Origin of the sequence: Burkholderia sp. AU45388 (assembly GCF_030481585.1) — a bacterium.
Classification (GTDB): Bacteria; Pseudomonadota; Gammaproteobacteria; order Burkholderiales; family Burkholderiaceae; genus Burkholderia; species Burkholderia sola.
Window position 1 is genome coordinate 113,899 of sequence record NZ_JAUJPV010000023.1, and the last position, 16,620, is coordinate 130,518.

Consider the following 16,620-nt stretch of genomic DNA (forward strand, 5'->3'; position numbering starts at 1 on the left):
TCTATGAATGTTCTGTTGCCTGACGCGCTGGTGATGGCCGCCATCGTCGTCGCATGGCTGAACGACACCTTTACCGGTGCTTCCGGCCGCCGCCTGACCTATCTGATCGCGGTCGTCTCGTCGGTCGTCGCCGGCGTGTGGTTCTCGGTCCAGGCGCTCGACCCGCAGCAGTACTACTTCTTCTCGAAGATGGTCGTCGTCGACTCGTTCGCGAGCACGATGAAGGCTGTCGTGTCGTTCGGTTTCGCGGTCTCGCTCGTCTATTCGCGCAAGTACCTCGAGGATCGCGACATGTTCCGCGGCGACGTGTTCCTGCTCGGCATGTTCTCGCTGCTCGGTCAGCTGGTCATGGTGTCGGGCAACAACTTCCTGACGCTGTACCTCGGCCTCGAACTGATGTCGCTGTCGCTGTACGCGGTCATCGCGCTGCGTCGCGATGCCGCGCAGTCGAGCGAAGCGGCGATGAAGTACTACGTGCTGGGCGCGCTCGCGTCGGGCTTCGTGCTGTACGGCATCTCGATGCTGTATGGCGCGACCGGCTCGCTCGAGCTGGGCGAGGTGTACAAGGCGGTTAGCGGCAACACCGACGCCGCCGTGCTGATGTTCGGCGTGGTCTTTATCGTCGCCGGTATCGCGTTCAAGCTCGGCGCCGTGCCGTTCCACATGTGGGTGCCGGACGTCTACCAGGGCGCACCGACCGCGATGACGCTGTTCGTCGGCGGCGGCCCGAAGGTGGCCGCGTTCGCGTGGGGCCTGCGCTTCCTGGTGATGGGCCTGCTGCCGCTCGCACAGAACTGGCAGACCGCGCTCGTGATCCTCGCCGCGCTGTCGCTGATCGTCGGCAACATCACCGGTATCGTCCAGCGCAACATCAAGCGGATGCTCGCGTACTCGGCGATCTCGAACATGGGCTTCGTGCTGCTCGGCCTGCTCGCGGGCATCGTGAAGGGCGACGCGGCGGCACCGGCGAATGCGTACAGCTCTGCGATGTTCTATGCGATCGTCTACCTGATCACGACGCTCGGCTCGTTCGGCGTGGTGATGCTGCTCGCGCGCCGCGATTTCGAAGCGGAAACGATCGACGACTTCAAGGGCCTCAATAAACGCAGCCCGGTGTTCGCGTTCGTGATGATGGTCATGATGTTCTCGCTGGCCGGCATCCCGCCGACCGTCGGCTTCTACGCGAAGCTCGCCGTGCTCGAGGCGACCGTCAACGCGGGTCTCACGTGGCTGGCCGTGCTGGCCGTGATCACGTCGCTGTTCGGCGCGTTCTACTACCTGCGCATCGTGAAGCTGATGTACTTCGATGCCCCGCAGGATTCGACGCCGATCTCGGGCGATTTCTGCAAGCGCACGATCCTCGTGCTGAACGGCCTGGCGGTCGTCGTGCTCGGCCTGATTCCGAGCCCGCTGCTGACCGCCTGCCTGCAGGCAATCCGTCACACGCTGCCGCTGTAATGTCGGCAGCCGGCTGGTTCATCGTGCTGTTGGCGCTCGTCTGCGCCAACCTGCCGTTCCTGAACCAACGCCTCTTCGCCATCGTGCCGTTCGGCGCGACCAAGAAGAACGCGTGGGTGCGGATCGGCGAGCTGATCGTGCTGTACTTCATCGTCGGTGCGCTCGGCTTCTGGCTCGAGTCGCGCGCCGGCAACCGCTTCGAACAGGGCTGGCAGTTTTACGCGATCACGTTCAGTCTCTTCGTCGTGTTCGCGTTTCCCGGCTTCACGTTCCAGTATCTCGTCAAACGACGCTGACGGCTTCGGCCGTCCGTCGTGCTCATTCAGGAGCCGCCGATGGCCGAACTACCCAATCACGACGCCGCACTGACCGAAACCTGCCTCGAGAGCGAGGCGATCTTCGAAGGCGCGTTCCTCAAGCTCAAGCGCGACACCGTCCGCCTGCCGGACGGCAAGAAGGCCACGCGCGAATACGTGCAGCACCCGGGCGCGGTGATGGTGATTCCGCTGTTCGACGACGGCCGCGTGCTGATGGAGAGCCAGTTCCGCTATCCGATCGGCAAGGTGATGGCCGAATTCCCGGCCGGCAAGCTCGATCCGAACGAAGGTGCGCTCGCGTGCGCGGCGCGCGAACTGCGCGAGGAGACGGGCTACACGGCGCGCGAATACGTATTTCTGGCCCGCATTCATCCGATCATTTCCTATTCGACCGAATTCATCGATCTGTACCTCGCGCGCGGGCTCACGGCCGGCGAGCGCAAGCTCGACGAAGGCGAATTTCTCGAAACCTTCACCGCGACGCTGGCCGACCTGCAGGAATGGGTGCGCACCGGCCAGATCTCCGACGTCAAGACGATCATCGGCACGATGTGGCTCGACAAGGTGCTGTCCGGTACGTGGCCGCTCGGGCCGGTCGTCACGCCCTGAGCACGGCGTCAGCGGCGGGCGGGGCGCCGCGTTACAATCCGGTGACGCGGCGCGTTCGTGCCGCGCGATCGGGATTTAGCACGACCGTTCACAAAACCGCTTTTTGCGCTACACTCGTCACACGCCCTGATTCAGCATGAAGGTCCTCGATTTACAGTGCCCGCACGGTCATCGGTTCGAAGGCTGGTTCGCTTCCGCCGATGAATTCGAAGCGCAGTTGTCCCGCAAGCTGGTCGAATGCCCGGTGTGCGGAACGACGGAGATCAACCGGATGCCGTCCGCGCCGCGCCTGAACCTGTCGGGCGCGACGCAGGCGCAGCCGGCCGATCCCCGTGCGCTGCAGGCGCAGGTGATGCGCGCGCTGCGCGAGGTGCTGGAGAAGACCGAGAACGTGGGCGAGCGCTTCGCCGAGGAAGCGCGGCGCATCCATTACAACGAGGCGCCCGCACGCAGCATTCGCGGCGTCACGACGCCGGAGGATGCGCAGTCCTTGGTCGAAGAAGGCATCGACGTGATGCCGCTGCCGATTCCTGCCGCGCTGAAAGAACCGCTGCAATGACGTACGCAGTGTGTCCTTGGCCGGGCCGGACGGCCGCGGCGAGGAGACACTGCGCATGGATCTGGATTATTCCCCCGCCGACGACGCGTTCCGCGCCGACGTTCGCGCCTGGCTCGAGGCCAACCTGCCTCACGCACTGCGCGCCAAGGTACTCGATCACAAACGACTCGACCGTGAGGATTTCGCGAGCTGGCACCGGATTCTGGGCCAGCGCGGCTGGTCCGCGCCCGCCTGGCCGGTCGAATACGGCGGCCCGGGCTGGAACGCGACGCAGCGGCACATCTGGGACGAGGAGTGCGCGCGGATCGGTGCGCCGACCGTGCTGCCGTTCGGGGTGTCGATGGTCGCGCCGGTCCTGATGAAATACGGCAGCGAAGCGCAGAAGCGCCACTATCTGCCGCGTATTCTCGACGGCTCGGACTGGTGGTGCCAGGGTTACTCGGAGCCGGGTTCCGGGTCCGACCTCGCGTCGCTGCGCACGCGCGCCGAGCGCCACGGCGATCACTACGTCGTGAACGGCCAGAAGACCTGGACCACGCTCGGCCAGTACGCCGACATGATGTTCTGCCTCGTGCGCACCGATCCGGCCGCGAAGAAGCAGGAAGGCATCTCGTTCCTGCTGATCGACATGAAGACGCCCGGCATCACGGTGCGCCCGATCGTGATGCTCGACGAGGACCACGAGGTCAACGAGGTGTTCTTCGAGGACGTGAAGGTGCCGGTCGAGAACCTCGTCGGCGACGAGAACCGCGGCTGGACCTACGCGAAATACCTGCTCGGCCACGAGCGCACCGGCATCGCGCGTGTCGGCGCGTCGAAGCGGGAGCTCGCATTCCTGAAGCGCGTCGCATCGAACCAGCGCAAGAACGGCAAGCCGTTGCTCGCCGATCCCGTGTTCGCCGCGAAGGTCGCGGCGCTCGAAGTCGAGCTGATGGCGCTGGAAGTGACGGTGCTGCGCGTCGTCAGCCGCGAGACGAGCGGCAAGGGGCCCGGCCCCGAGGCGTCGATGCTGAAGATCAAGGGCACCGAGGTGCAGCAGGCGCTCACCGAGCTGATGGTCGAAGCGATCGGCCCGCTGGCCGCCCCGTTCGACGTGCCGTTCCTCGACGGCGAGCGCGAGCACAGCATCGCGGGCGACGACGATGCGGCGCCGCTTGCCGCGTACTACTTCAATTACCGGAAGACGTCGATCTACGGCGGTTCGAACGAGATCCAGAAGAACATCATCGCGCAGATGATTCTGGGGCTGTGATCAGGGAACGGAGACAACCATGGATTTCAGCTTTACCGATGAGCAGCAGCAGTTCGCCGACGCGCTGCGCCGGTATCTCGGCGAGCAATACGGCTTCGAAGCGCGCCAGGCGATCGTGCACAGCGATACCGGTGTGTCGGACGCGCAGTGGAGCGCATTCACCGAACTGGGCTTGACCGCGTTGCCCGTGCCCGACGCACAGGGCGGCTTCGGCGGTGGGCCGGTCGACATGCTGGTCGTGATGCAGGCGCTCGGCCGCGCGCTCGTGATCGAGCCGTACTGGGCCACGGCGGTTGGCGTCGAGGCGTTGCGGATCGCCGGCTCCGGCACGGGTGACGATGCCGCGCTGCTGGAGGGGGTCGCGCAGGGGCACAAGCGCGTGGCGGTCGCGTTCCACGAACCCCACGCGCGCTATGACCTGTACGAACTCGACACGCACGCGCGCGAGCAGGGCGGCACGTACCGGCTGACCGGCACCAAGTCGGTGGTGCAGCACGGCGCGCAAGCGCATGTGTGGATCGTACCCGCACGGGTCGACGACGGCGGCATCGGCCTCTTCGTCGTCGAACGCGATGCGGCCAATGCGAAGGTAGTCGACTACCGGACCATCGACGGCCAGCGTGCCGCGACGATCACGTTCGACGACACGCCGGGCCGACTGCTGACGGGCCGGGCGCGCGACGCCGCGGCACTCGAGCAGATCGCCGATTACGCGACCTTCCTGCTGTGCGCGGAAGCGGTCGGCGCACTTGACGAACTGAATCGCGCGACGGTCGAATACACGAAGACGCGCGAGCAGTTCGGCGTGCCGATCGCGCGTTTCCAGGCGCTGCAGCACCGGATGGTCGACATGCTGATTCATGCAGAGCAGGCGCGTTCGCTGACTTATCTCGCGGCGGTGCGCTATGCGAACGGCGACGCCGACGCGCGGCGCAAGGCCGTGTCGGCCGCGAAGGCGCGGGTCGGTGCGGCCGCGCGCTTCGTCGGCCAGCAGGCGGTCCAGCTGCACGGCGGCATGGGCGTGACCAACGAGGTGGCCGCCGCGCACCTGTTCAAGCGGCTGTCGATCATCGAGACGACGCTCGGCGATACCGATCATCATCTCGCCCGCATCGCGGCGCTGCCCGATTTCGCGCAGACCGACGTAGCATGACGGCGACGCGCGAGCGCGCCAGACAAGGAGACTCATCAGTGGGCATCAGTTACGAAGATCTGGTGGTCGGCAGCACCACCGAAGTGGGCCGCTACACGTTCGAGGCCGACGACATCAAGACGTTCGCGAGGCGCTACGATCCGCAGCCGTTCCATGTCGACGAGGAAGCGGGAAAGGCCTCGCATTTCGGCGGACTCGTCGCGAGCGGCTGGCATACGTGCTCGGTATTCATGAGCCTGCTGGTCCAGAAGCTCGGGCCGGATTCGACCAGCATGGGCTCGCCGGGCATCGATTCGATCCGCTGGCTGAAGCCGGTGCGCGCCGGCGACACGATCACGATGTACCAGAAGGTGCACGACAAACGCGTGTCGGAAAGCAAGCCCGACCGCGGCATCGTGTCGACGGAATGGATCGGCGTGAACGAAGCCGGCGAGACGGTGATCTCCGTGCACACCAAGGTGATTTTCGGGCTGCGCCATCCGGGGGGCGCGAATCCATGATCGACGTGACCTTGCCGCTGATCGCCTCCGCGCAGGCGCTGCAGGCGCGGATCGGCGCGGAACCGCTCGCGAGCGGCTGGATCGAGATCGACCAGCCGCGCGTCGATGGTTTCGCCGACGCGACCGGCGATCATCAATGGATTCACGTCGACCCCGAACGCGCGCGGCGCGAGTCGCCGTTCGGCGGGCCGATCGCGCACGGGTTCCTGACGCTGTCGCTGATTCCGGCGTTGATGACCGACGCGATGCGCTTCGAGCAGAAGATGGGCGTGAACTACGGGCTGAACCGCGTGCGGTTCTTGAAGCCGGTGCCGGTCGGGGCGCGCGCGCGTGCGCTGTTCGCGGTGAAGGAGACCGCGGACGCCGCGCGCGGCGGCATCCAGGTGACGTGGTCGGTATCGGTGCAGGTCGAGCACCCCGACGCGCCGCTGCCGGTATGCGCGGCGGAGTTCATCACACTGCATTACTTCTGAAGCACGGAGCGGCATGCACGGAGGCCGCTCCGTCCACCACGTGCGGGTCAGTGCTTCGCGCATTGCGTTGCGCCGAACAGCACCTCGCGTGCCTTGTCGTCCTGCAGCGCCTTGCGCATCGACGCGCGCACCTCGATGCCGCGCTGCACGGCCGGTCGCGCGGCGATCGCCTCGTGCCAGCGCTTCACGTTCGGCCACTCGTCCGGCACGATGCCCTGGTTTTGCCACGAGCGCGTCCACGGGAACGTTGCGATGTCCGCGATCGTGTACGTGCGGCCCGCGAGATACTCGGATTCCGGATGGAGGCGCGTGCCGTGGCGTGCGACGCGGCGGATCAGCGTTTGTAGCGCGGCTGGCGCTTCTCCAGAAACGCGGTGATGCCTTCGAGCCCGTCCGCATGATGCAGCGACGCGACGAAATGATCGCGCTCGGTGACGAGGTGCGCGTCCAGCGGTTGCGCGGTGGCGTCGTCGAGCAGCGACTTGATGCGCGTGAGCGCATTCGGCGAGATGTCGGCGAGCGCGTCGGCCCGGGCCAGTGCGTCGCTGAGCGCCGTGCCGGGCGCGGCGAGCCGATTGACCACGCCGAGTGCATGCAGGCGTTCCGCGGAAACCGGCGTGCCTTCGAACAGGATCTCGGCTGCGATCGCACGCGGCAGCGCGCGGGCGAGAAACCACGAGCCGCCGCCGTCGGGCGTCAGGCCGACGCGCGCATACGACATCACGAATTTCGCATCGTGTGCGGCGACGATCAGGTCGCACGCGAGCGCGAGCGAGAAGCCCGCGCCGGCCGCCGCGCCTTCGACGGCCGCGATCACCGGCTTCGTCGACGCGCGGATCGCCGTGACCCATGCCGCGAGCTGATCGATGCTGTCGGCCTGGAAGGACGGATCCTTCGAGCGATTCTCGAGCAGCCGGTTCAGGTTGCCGCCCGCGCAGAAGAAACGATCGGCGCCCGTCAGCACGACGGCGCGAATCGCCGGATCGCGCTCGGCGGTGGCGAGCGCTTCGATGCCGGCCGCGTACATGTCGGGATGCAGCGCGTTGCGCGCGCCGGGATTGGACAGCGTGAGGACGAGCGTCGAATCGCTCTCGGGCGGACGCGAGGCCAGCAGTTCAGCACTCATGCGAGCGTGTCTCCATCGGATGGCGCGGCGGCGACGCCGCGTGTGTCGCGCGGGCAGGCGTGGCCGACGCCGCAGCGGAGGTAATGTTGTCGTGACGAACGCACGACTTGCTTTAGACTAGCACGGCCGTGCTTTTCAGCGCGATGAATCCCGATGTGGCCGGTTTCGATGCGGCCGCGTTTCAGCAAGGAAGGAGACACCGATGCTACAGCTGTGCGGTATTCCGTTGTCCAACTATTACAACAAGGTGAAGTTCGTCCTGCTCGAGCATGACATTCCGTTTGAGGAAGCGATGTGCGGTTTCCCGATCAGCGATCCGGCGCAGCTTGCCGATTCGCCGCTCGGCAAGATTCCGTTCCTGAGGACCGAAGAGGGCGCGCTGTTCGAGTCGCAGGCGATCATCGAATACCTGGCGGCGCGCTATCCCGAGAAAGGCATTTTCCCCGCGAACCCGTTCGCGGCGGCGAAGGTGCGCGAACTCGTCGAGACGCTCGAGCTGTATCTCGAATGGATGGCGCGCGAGGTGTACACGGAAGCGTTTTTCGGCGGCAAGGTGAGCGACGGGACGAAGGCGCACGTCGAGAAGCGCCTGCCGCGCGCGATCGATGCATTCAAGCAGATGACGCGGTTTTCGCCGTATGTGCTCGGCGAATCGTTCGGCTTGGCGGACATCGCCGCGTGGGTTCATCTGCCGGTCGTCGGCATGGCGACGAAGGCCGTCTTCGGGCGCGACTTCCTGCTCGATGCCGGCATCGACTGGAAGGCGCATGCAAAGACGGTGGGAGAACGCCCGGCCGCGCAACGCGTGGCAGCCGAGCGCAAGGCGTATGTCGAAGCGGCGAACGTCGTGCGTTCGTAAGCGTTTCTGACAGGCGGCGTACGGCCGCCCGTCCGGGTCTTACAGGCGGGCGAGCCGTTCGAGCGCGGATGCGAGCGTGCTTTCCTGCTTCGCGAAGCAGAAGCGCACGACGCCCGATTCGTGCGGCTCGTGATAGAACGCCGACACCGGAATGGCGGCCACGCCGATCTCCGACGTGAGCCATTTCGAGAATTCCGCTTCGGGCAGGTCGCTGATCGCCGAGTAATCGACGCACTGGAAGTACGTGCCCGTGCACGGCAGCAACTTGAAGCGCGTGCGCTCGAGGCCGGCCCGGAAGAAGTCGCGCTTGCGCTGATAGAAGCCCGCGAGCGACAGGTACGGCGCCGGGTCGCGCAGGTAGTCGGCGAGCCCGATCTGCATCGGCGTGTTCACCGTGAACACGTTGAACTGGTGGACCTTGCGGAATTCCGCGGTCAGCGCCGCAGGCGCTGCGACGTAACCGACCTTCCAGCCCGTCACGTGATAGGTCTTGCCGAAGCTCGACACGATGAAGCTGCGCGCGGCGAGCTCCGGGTAGCGCGCGACGCTCTCATGGCGCGCGCCGTCGTAGACCATGTGCTCGTAGACCTCGTCGGACAGGATCAGCACGTTGGTGCCGCGCACGATGTCCTCGAGCTTGCGCATGTCGGCCTCGCGCCACACGGTGCCCGTCGGGTTGTGCGGCGTGTTGATCAGGATCATCCGCGTCTTCGGCGTGATCGCGGTCGCGAGACGGTCGAACGGGATCGTATAGTCGGGCGCGTCCAGCGTGACGAACACGGGCTTGCCGCCGGCAAGCTCGATCGACGGCAGGTAGCTGTCGTAGGTCGGCTCGACGACGATTACTTCATCGCCCGGATGCACCGCGCAGAGGATCGCCGTCAGCAGCGCCTGCGTCGCGCCGGCCGTCACGGTGATTTCGGTGCCCGGATCGTAGCGTCGGCCGTACACCTGCGCGATCTTGTCGGCGATCGCGTCGCGCAGCGGCGCGACGCCGGCCATCGGCGGGTACTGGTTGTGCCCGTTGCGCATCGCGGTGGCGACCGCATCGACGATGCGCGGATCGCAATCGAAATCGGGGAAACCCTGGCCGAGGTTCACCGCGCCTTTTTCGGCGGCAAGCGCGCTCATGACCGTGAAGATCGTCGTGCCGACATTCGGCAGGCGCGACGGGAAAACGGGAGTCGTTGGCATATCTGAAGGAACGTTCATCGAGACGGTCGAATTCGGGTGGAGGCGTCAGGCCGGCGTCGCCGTGGCGGGCGGCGCGGCGTCGAGCGCGCAGGCTTCCACGAACGGCGCGGGTTGCGCGATCCGGAAACCGAAGTCGCGTGCGGTGCGCTTCGCGAGCTTCAGCAGCGCGCGGTCTTTCGACACGAGCCACTCGGCCTGCGCGGCGTGGGCGAGTTCGAGAAATTTCTGGTCGTCGCGGTCCTTGCACTTCGGCAGCGGCGGCGCGTCGGCGTCGACGGGCGACGGTTCGACGAGGCTCGCGAGCCGGGCGACGGTCGCGAGCGCGGCAGCCTTGTCAATCGCGCGCGACTGGAACTGCGGATAGTCGAGCACGTATTCGAGTTCGGTCAGGCAGCGGCCGTCGATCACGGCGGCCAGCGTGCCGCGCTCCAGCGCGGTACGGATCGGGCGCGTAGCGGGGTCGTCGAAGACGAGGATGTCGATCCAGACGTTCGAGTCGAGCACGACGCGGCGTGCGGCGTGCGGGGCGAGAGAGCGGGTCATTCGTTACAATCGGTGGTTTTCGTCTGACCGCAAGGCACGGCGTGCCAGCGAGCCTCTATGATAATCGTTCTCTCTCCCGCCAAATCCCTCGACTACGAGACGCCCGCGCACGTCCAGTCTTACACGAAGCCTGCATTCGTGGACGACGCGTCGGAACTGATCGACGGCCTGCGCAAGCTGTCGCCGCAGGACATCGCGGCGCTGATGGATATTTCCGATCCGCTCGCGCGCCTGAACTTCCAGCGCTACGCCGACTGGTCGCCGACCTTCACGCCGGCCAACGCGAAGCAGGCCGTGCTGGCGTTCAACGGCGACGTCTACGAGGGTTTCGACGCGAAATCGCTGTCGCCGACCGATCTCGACTATGCGCAGCAGCACGTGCGCGTGCTGTCGGGCCTGTACGGGCTGCTGCGTCCGCTCGACCTGCTGCAGCCGTACCGGCTGGAGATGGGCACGCGTTTCGCGAACGCGCGCGGCAAGGATCTGTATGCGTTCTGGGGCGACCGCATCACGCGGGCGCTGAACGAGCAGCTCGAGACGCGCAGCGGCGCGGCGCGCGTGCTCGTCAATTGCGCGTCGACCGAATACTTCAAGTCGGTCAAGCCGAAACTGCTGGCCGCGCCGGTCATCACGCCGGTATTCGAGGACTGGAAGGGCGGCCGCTACAAGATCATCAGTTTCCATGCGAAACGCGCGCGCGGGCTGATGGCGCGTTTTGTCGTCGAGAACCGTATCGCCGACCCGAAGGCGCTGAAGGCATTCGCGGCCGAAGGCTATGCGTTCGAGGCGGCGGCGTCGAACGATTCGACTTACGTATATCGCCGGCGCATCGGCGAGTGACCCAGCCGGCCGTTCACGAGACGGCCGGTGCATGCATGAGGCCGGACAGGCGGTACGTGCCTGCTTCGGTCGACCGCTTTGCATGGGACCGGCGTAAGCGCTGAAGCGCTAACGCTGGTCGACCGCTTTGCATGGGACCAGCATAAGCGCTGAAGCGCTAACGCTGGTCGACAAAGGAGATAGACAGATGGCTGTTTCGATCACCAGTAATTTCGACGCAGGCGCAATCGACGTCGTGTCGTGCGACAGCCCCGACGCAATCCGGCTGCGCGTGCGCGGCGACAATCGTTCGGAATTCGCGCAATGGTTTTACTACCGCTTGACGGGGGCGCGCGGCGAGCGATGCGTGATGACGTTCGAGAACGCAGCCGAATGCGCGTATCCGTCGGGCTGGCGCAACTACCACGCGGTGGCGAGCTACGACCGCGTCGACTGGTTTCGCGTGCCGACGACGTTCGACGGCAAGACAATGACCATCGACCATACGCCCGAGTTCGACAGCATCTACTACGCGTATTTCGAACCGTACTCGGAAGAGCGTCACGCGGCGTTTCTCGGCGCGGTCCAGCAGTTGCCGCAGGCGAGCGTCGTCGAGCTCGGCCGCACGGTCGAAGGCCGTCCGATGTCGCTGCTGACGCTCGGCACGCCGGAAACCGATGGCGCGCCGAAGAAGAAGGTGTGGATCATTGCGCGCCAGCATCCGGGCGAATCGATGGCCGAGTGGTTCGTCGAAGGCCTGGTCAAGCGGCTGGCCGGATGGGGCGATTGGGCCGGCGATCCGGTCGCGCGCAAGCTGTACGATCGCGTGACGTTCTACATCGTCCCGAACATGAACCCGGACGGCAGCGTGCACGGTAACCTGCGCACCAATGCGGCCGGCGCGAACCTGAATCGCGAATGGATGGCGCCCGATGCGGAACGCAGCCCCGAAGTGCTGGCCGTGCGCGATGCGATCCATGCGATCGGTTGCGACATGTTCTTCGACATTCACGGCGACGAGGATTTGCCGTACGTGTTCGTCGCCGGCTCGGAGATGCTGCCGAGCTTCACCGAGCAGCAGGGCAAGGAGCAGGCCGCGTTCATCGACGCGTTCAAGGTCGCCAGTCCCGACTTCCAGACCGAGCACGGCTACGCGGCGAGCAAGTACAAGGAAGATGCGCTGAAGCTCGCGTCCAAGTACATTGGCCACCAGTTCGGTTGCCTGTCGCTGACGCTCGAAATGCCGTTCAAGGACAACGCGAACCTGCCCGACGAGCGCGTTGGCTGGAACGGCGAGCGTAGCGCGGCACTCGGCGCGGCGATGCTGGCCGCGATCCTCGTACACGTCGACACGTTCGCGTAAGCGCAGCCGTCGTTGCATGAAAAAGGCCGGCGCATCTTGCGATGCACCGGCCTTTTTTGCTGCTGTCGTTGCCGCTCCGCCGTATCAGGACTTCTTCGCGGTTTTTTTCTTCACGGCTTTCTTCTGGCCGCTTGATTTCTTCGTCGCGACGGCCTTCTTGCTGCCGGCGCGGCCCGATGCCTTCGCCTTGGCTTTGCCACGGTGCGACTTGCCCTTGAACTTCTTCGTCGAAGACGAGCGCTCGACGCGCGGCTTCAGCGGCGGAACCGGGTCGTTCCAGCTGAACGCGAGCATTTGCTGGCCGACATAGCCGCAACGGAATTTCAGCGGCGTCGGATCGCGGCCGTCGCTGTGGATGCCGAGCCCGTCGACGGTAACGATGTTGTCGACTTTCACGCGCTGCTTGCCCTGGTCGAACGAGTCGTTCCACGGCGTGATCGTCGCGTTGCCGCCGTCGAATGCGTTCGGCGCGAAATCGACGCGATCGAACGCCGTCGACGTGCTGGCGATGAAGCTGCCGTGCGCTGCACAATCGGCGGCGAGCGGATCGGCATGCATCTCGTCGACGAATTTGTTGATCAGTTCGGAACGCTGGTCGAGCAGGTCGGCGAATACCGGTGCGGGAAGCGCAAGCGACAGGCCCGCGATACAGGCTGCCAGCTTGCCGAGCGCCCGGAAAATCCGGAGCGAGGCAGGTGAGCTGTCCATCTGGTTATTGGTGAGGAGCGAAGAAGACGTCGGGCACGTATAGATGCCCGATGAAGAACAGGAGTTCAATCTTAGCGTAAAAAAGTTGTGCGGCAGTAGGTGGCGTATTCGGCGCGCGCCGCGCAAGCGCCGCCGATACGCGTGTGCGCCGGGCCGATGCGGTGGAAATTCAGGCGCGCGGGCCGCCGAGGCGGTAGCGCCGGACGTCGAAGGTCGTGACCCACGCGGGGCGATAGACGGCGATGAGTGCCGTTGCCATGCCGGTGAACCAGGCTTCGCCGAGCGCGAGCAGCGCGGTGTTCAGCAGATAGCCGGCTGGAATCACGACGGGCACGCCGTCCGCGAGCGCGAGCTGGACACCGGCCGCCGCGGCAGCGACCGCAACGATTGCGATCGCGGGCGACAGGAAGCCCTGCCCGGTGATGAACGACGCGAGGTTGTGCGGCAGCCAGGCGAGCGCGGCGCGTTGCAGCAACGCCGACACGCCGACAGGCAGCGCACCGTAGATCAGATAGGTCAGGCCGATGCCTTGCCACGGCGCGTCGAAGATGATCGCGGCAATCGCGGTGACGGCGCCCATCGCGACCAGGGCGAGTGTCCAGTCGAACAGCGTGACGAGCAACGTTGCGCCGAGCAGATGCATGACGATGCCATCTTCGAGCCATGCGTTCGAGGCCCACAGGACCGCGATCGCTGTGACGAGCGCGAGCCACACGTGCTGGAGCGTGGCGTCTTGCAGGCGTACGAAGGGGCGATTCCAGATCGCGAGCGCGAGCAGAGCCACGGCGGCGATCCAGCCACCGATGCCAACCCAGAGCGGAAGCGGTGTGAAAAGAAAACCCATGCGTCCATATTACTCGTTGAGCATCAAAGGTGGGAGCCTCCACATGCCCGACCGTCGCAATATCGAGACTGTTTGCCTAGCGTCCGCGCCGGAATCGTGCCGGCGGCTCGGCGGCGAGCGGCAGGTCCTGCGTGCCGGCATTCGCGGTGGGCAACGGGTACGGACGGTCATGCCGTTGTGTCCGCAGCGGAGCCGGGCCGTGTTCCCCGATGACCGGTTTACGGGCGCGGTTGCGGTTCGCCAGCAGCACCTCGAGATGGGGCGACAGCCAGCCGTTGTAGATCGCGACCGCGGCGGCGCGGTTTGCGGCGCCGAGCTGCTGGAAGATGCTCGCGAGGTGGATCTTCACCGTGCCTTCGCTGATGCCGAGCGTACGGGCGATCATCTTGTTCGTGCTGCCCATGTGGACGAACCGCATGATCTGTGCTTGCCGCGGCGACAGGAGGCCGGTCGGCGGGCGCCGGGGCAGCGAGCCGGCGAGCGTCTGGAAATGGGCGTCGTGGCGGGCCGTCGTCGTTGCCGTGGACGGCAGCAGGCTGAGGGCGATCGGCGGAATGTAATGTCCGCCCAAGAGGACGATCTCGAGCGCACGCACGATCAGGTGCGGCCGCGTGGAATGCGGGATCACGCCCGCGACGCCGTAATTGAAAAAGCGCTGGATGGCTTCTGGCGAGATGTCGTCGACCAGAACGGCGACCGGTGTGGGCGAGCACGCATTGCCGAGTGCCTGAAGCTCGCTGATCCGGCCGACGTCCAGCCAGTCGATCGCGACGAGGTCGAAACGCTGGGTGCGCAGCAGCCGGCGTGCCTGGAAACCGTCAGGCGCATCGTTGATGCTGGCGTGCCGGTCGATCTGCCGCAACAGGGTCTTCAGTCCGTCACGCCGTTCGGCGTCTGAGTTAAGTACCAAGAACCGCATATTCAACCTCCGTGAAGTGAGTCATTGACTGCCGTCGGGGATAAGCTGGCCCCGATAATGACAAAGACCTTACACGATGTCTGCTTGGCTGAAAGGCTTAGGAAAAGTTCGAAATTTTGAGCGATCGGGCGTCGGACAAGAAAAAAGCCGCTTCGGCAGGAACCGAAAGCGGCTTTGGGCGGCGCAGGTTTTCTGAGCCTGCGGGGCGGGTCAGTGGAAGTGCGGCTGGGCGGGCGACGCGTCTTCCGGCATTTCCGCATGGACGATTTCGCCGAGCGGATCGGCGTAAAGCGGCACGCCGCAGTCGTCGCAGTATTCGGGTTCGAAGCGGCCCGCGTGCCGCCGGACGTCGGTTACGCCGCATTCCTTCAGCAGGCTCACGATTTCCTCGAGCGGCCCCTCGATCGGCGCTTCGCCTTCGAGCGTCGCGTTGTCGACCGATACGTCGCCGTTTTCCCGGCCGTAGAGCGGCCACACGACACCGTAGATCACGTCGTTGCTCGCACGTCGCGTGAAGCCGACGCGATACTCGTCGATACGACGTTCGCCGAAGCCGGCGACCACCGCGCGCAGCTCTTGCGGCGCTGCACCAAGTGTGTCGAATAGATAACGAATGGCCGTTCGGACGGTGTGCGGGCGTACGCGTTCGTCCGCATCGCGACAGGCCGAGTAGTACGCGTCCGGAAGCAGGCATTCGAACTCGCAGCCGGGCAGCGCGATCGACAGGTTCGGGCCGCCTTGAGCCGTCCATTGTTCGAGGCACTGGCCGCGCTCGATCCGGCTACCGTTTTCCTCTTCCTGCCAGCGGAACAGCGGCGCGCCGGCCGGCGCGGCGACGACCGCCAGCAGGAAGCGCGGATCGGCCAGGATCGGCGAAGTTTCCGGCAGGTCGCCGAAGCTCAGCTTCGGGGCGTGCTGGCCGATTGCCGCATGGGCGAGTTGCTGGGCCAGCCGGTAGGTTTCGACATGGTGCCGCGGCAACTGGTCGATGCTGTAGAGGAACGGTGCGAGCCCGACGAGGGTGCCGTTCGCGAGCACGTGCGCCTGCAGGTGCGTTCGCAGCGCGTCGGCAACGTCGCCCTTGAGCGGTCCCGACGGAATCATGTAGCGTGTCCAGGCGAGAACCGGGACGGCGACCAGCAGCGCATCGTACGGTTGGCCGTCGTGTTCGATCACCATCGACTCGCTGTGCGTCTCGGCCATGTCGGCGAGCGCGCCGTAGGCGTCGGGATGATTCTGTTGAAGATGGTCGAGCGCGGCGTCGAGCGTGGTCTGATTGCCGTTGCGGACAATCTTGGCGAGCAGCGTATCGAGCTTCGCTTCCCAGAAGCGATCCTCGATGCGACTGCCCGACGCGAAGAGCGCAAGTGACAGACCGACCAATTTGTCGGCATCGGGGGGGAGGCGTTTGGCGATTCGCTGGCGCATATTAAAGACGTATATAGAAAGAGGCGAAGAACCTCACATTCTAGTCCGTTCTTTGCACCATAAGCGGTCTCGTGGCCAAGCATGGCCGGACGGCCGAACTGCGGCGTGTGTGAAAAAGTTGCTGCGAGCCCCTTGCGCTCACGACGTGAGCTGCTTAGAATCACGCCTCTTTCGCGCTAACGCAAACGCGGCGCGAGAGGAAGGGAAGCAGTGCTGTCGGGGTTCGGAGGTAGCGAGCCTGGGCGGCACAGGAAGTTGAGCCCCGCAGTCGCAACGAAGTCGTGTAGAAAGTTGTTGACGGGCTGCGAAACACGGTTCATAATCTCGCTTCTCTGCTGCTGAAAACGCAGCGCTGCCGGGAAACACGGAGTTCCTCGCAGAAATGCTCTTTAAAAATTAACAGCCGATAAGTGTGGGCGCTTGATGGCAGCGAGCTGATCCTCGGATCAGATAGCGAAAGTATCAAGAGTCTCACACTAAAGTAAGTCAGGTTTAT

19 protein-coding genes are annotated in these 16,620 nt (G+C 65.3%); 11 read left to right on the forward strand and 8 right to left on the reverse strand.

Annotated elements, in window-relative coordinates; genetic code table 11:
• The first annotated feature begins 3 nt into the window (after window positions 1–3).
• The 8 genes from nuoN to QZM72_RS28600 all read left to right on the forward strand — a co-directional run bounded on the left by nuoN (window position 4) and on the right by QZM72_RS28600 (window position 6,321).
• Window positions 4–1,458: an NADH-quinone oxidoreductase subunit NuoN gene (gene nuoN, locus QZM72_RS28565; protein ID WP_179233427.1), complete on the forward strand. Its 1,455-nt coding sequence runs from the start codon at window positions 4–6 to the stop codon at window positions 1,456–1,458.
• Entirely contained in the window at window positions 1,458–1,754 is a 297-nt protein-coding gene (locus QZM72_RS28570) for a DUF2818 family protein (protein WP_089468011.1), read from the forward strand. The genes nuoN and QZM72_RS28570 overlap by 1 nt, the downstream gene beginning before the upstream one ends.
• 39 nt (window positions 1,755–1,793) lie before the next feature.
• A complete protein-coding gene (locus QZM72_RS28575; protein ID WP_012328901.1) occupies window positions 1,794–2,384 on the forward strand; it encodes an NUDIX domain-containing protein in 591 nt (196 codons plus the stop codon).
• Between the two features lie 136 nt (window positions 2,385–2,520).
• Window positions 2,521–2,943 carry a DUF1178 family protein gene (locus QZM72_RS28580; RefSeq protein ID WP_006750470.1) on the forward strand — a complete coding sequence of 141 codons (423 nt, stop codon included), beginning with the start codon at window positions 2,521–2,523 and terminating at the stop codon, window positions 2,941–2,943.
• A gap of 55 nt (window positions 2,944–2,998) precedes the next feature.
• Window positions 2,999–4,195, forward strand: coding sequence for an acyl-CoA dehydrogenase family protein (locus QZM72_RS28585; RefSeq protein ID WP_059781350.1), 1,197 nt, complete (start codon window positions 2,999–3,001; stop codon window positions 4,193–4,195).
• A 19-nt stretch (window positions 4,196–4,214) separates the two neighbouring features.
• Window positions 4,215–5,348 carry an acyl-CoA dehydrogenase family protein gene (locus QZM72_RS28590; RefSeq protein WP_301739758.1) on the forward strand — a complete coding sequence of 378 codons (1,134 nt, stop codon included), beginning with the start codon at window positions 4,215–4,217 and terminating at the stop codon, window positions 5,346–5,348.
• Between the two features lie 38 nt (window positions 5,349–5,386).
• Window positions 5,387–5,848 carry a MaoC family dehydratase gene (locus QZM72_RS28595; RefSeq protein WP_089468009.1) on the forward strand — a complete coding sequence of 154 codons (462 nt, stop codon included), beginning with the start codon at window positions 5,387–5,389 and terminating at the stop codon, window positions 5,846–5,848.
• Window positions 5,845–6,321 carry a MaoC family dehydratase gene (locus QZM72_RS28600; RefSeq protein ID WP_089468008.1) on the forward strand — a complete coding sequence of 159 codons (477 nt, stop codon included), beginning with the start codon at window positions 5,845–5,847 and terminating at the stop codon, window positions 6,319–6,321. The genes QZM72_RS28595 and QZM72_RS28600 overlap by 4 nt, the downstream gene beginning before the upstream one ends.
• 47 nt (window positions 6,322–6,368) lie before the next feature.
• On the opposite strand, the gene QZM72_RS28605 is transcribed toward QZM72_RS28600, so the two are convergent.
• The gene (locus QZM72_RS28605) at window positions 6,369–6,659 is read right to left on the reverse strand and encodes a glutathione binding-like protein (protein ID WP_301739762.1); all 291 of its coding nucleotides are present in this window, start codon (window positions 6,657–6,659) and stop codon (window positions 6,369–6,371) included.
• Window positions 6,656–7,447 carry an oxepin-CoA hydrolase, alternative type gene (locus QZM72_RS28610; protein ID WP_089468007.1) on the reverse strand — a complete coding sequence of 264 codons (792 nt, stop codon included), beginning with the start codon at window positions 7,445–7,447 and terminating at the stop codon, window positions 6,656–6,658. Before QZM72_RS28610 ends, QZM72_RS28605 begins: the two co-directional genes overlap by 4 nt.
• A 202-nt stretch (window positions 7,448–7,649) precedes the next feature.
• Between QZM72_RS28610 and QZM72_RS28615 the strand changes: the two genes are divergently transcribed.
• On the forward strand, window positions 7,650–8,306 hold the full coding sequence (locus QZM72_RS28615) for a glutathione S-transferase (protein WP_089468006.1): 657 nt from the start codon (window positions 7,650–7,652) through the stop codon (window positions 8,304–8,306).
• Between the two features lie 39 nt (window positions 8,307–8,345).
• Here the strand turns inward: QZM72_RS28615 and QZM72_RS28620 are convergent, their stop codons facing one another.
• Together QZM72_RS28620 and QZM72_RS28625 are read right to left on the reverse strand one after the other, a co-directional pair.
• The gene (locus tag QZM72_RS28620) at window positions 8,346–9,518 is read right to left on the reverse strand and encodes a pyridoxal phosphate-dependent aminotransferase (protein WP_301739759.1); all 1,173 of its coding nucleotides are present in this window, start codon (window positions 9,516–9,518) and stop codon (window positions 8,346–8,348) included.
• A 27-nt stretch (window positions 9,519–9,545) separates the two neighbouring features.
• Window positions 9,546–10,043: a putative toxin-antitoxin system toxin component, PIN family gene (locus tag QZM72_RS28625; RefSeq protein WP_301739760.1), complete on the reverse strand. Its 498-nt coding sequence runs from the start codon at window positions 10,041–10,043 to the stop codon at window positions 9,546–9,548.
• 57 nt (window positions 10,044–10,100) lie between these two features.
• Between QZM72_RS28625 and yaaA the strand changes: the two genes are divergently transcribed.
• Complete coding sequence (gene yaaA / locus QZM72_RS28630) at window positions 10,101–10,883, forward strand: peroxide stress protein YaaA (RefSeq protein WP_089468003.1); 783 nt, start codon at window positions 10,101–10,103, stop codon at window positions 10,881–10,883.
• 187 nt (window positions 10,884–11,070) lie between these two features.
• The gene (locus QZM72_RS28635) at window positions 11,071–12,225 is read left to right on the forward strand and encodes a M14-type cytosolic carboxypeptidase (protein ID WP_089468002.1); all 1,155 of its coding nucleotides are present in this window, start codon (window positions 11,071–11,073) and stop codon (window positions 12,223–12,225) included.
• A gap of 84 nt (window positions 12,226–12,309) precedes the next feature.
• Here the strand turns inward: QZM72_RS28635 and QZM72_RS28640 are convergent, their stop codons facing one another.
• The 4 genes from QZM72_RS28640 to QZM72_RS28655 all read right to left on the reverse strand — a co-directional run bounded on the left by QZM72_RS28640 (window position 12,310) and on the right by QZM72_RS28655 (window position 16,124).
• Window positions 12,310–12,933, reverse strand: a complete 624-nt coding sequence (locus tag QZM72_RS28640) for a hypothetical protein (RefSeq protein WP_089468001.1) — start codon at window positions 12,931–12,933, stop codon at window positions 12,310–12,312.
• Window positions 12,934–13,102: 169 nt separating this feature from the next.
• Window positions 13,103–13,777, reverse strand: coding sequence for an energy-coupling factor ABC transporter permease (locus QZM72_RS28645; RefSeq protein WP_089468000.1), 675 nt, complete (start codon window positions 13,775–13,777; stop codon window positions 13,103–13,105).
• 76 nt (window positions 13,778–13,853) lie between these two features.
• Window positions 13,854–14,696: a response regulator transcription factor gene (locus QZM72_RS28650; protein WP_089467999.1), complete on the reverse strand. Its 843-nt coding sequence runs from the start codon at window positions 14,694–14,696 to the stop codon at window positions 13,854–13,856.
• Between the two features lie 210 nt (window positions 14,697–14,906).
• On the reverse strand, window positions 14,907–16,124 hold the full coding sequence (locus QZM72_RS28655) for a DUF2863 family protein (RefSeq protein ID WP_089467998.1): 1,218 nt from the start codon (window positions 16,122–16,124) through the stop codon (window positions 14,907–14,909).
• Window positions 16,125–16,620: the final 496 nt, after the last annotated feature.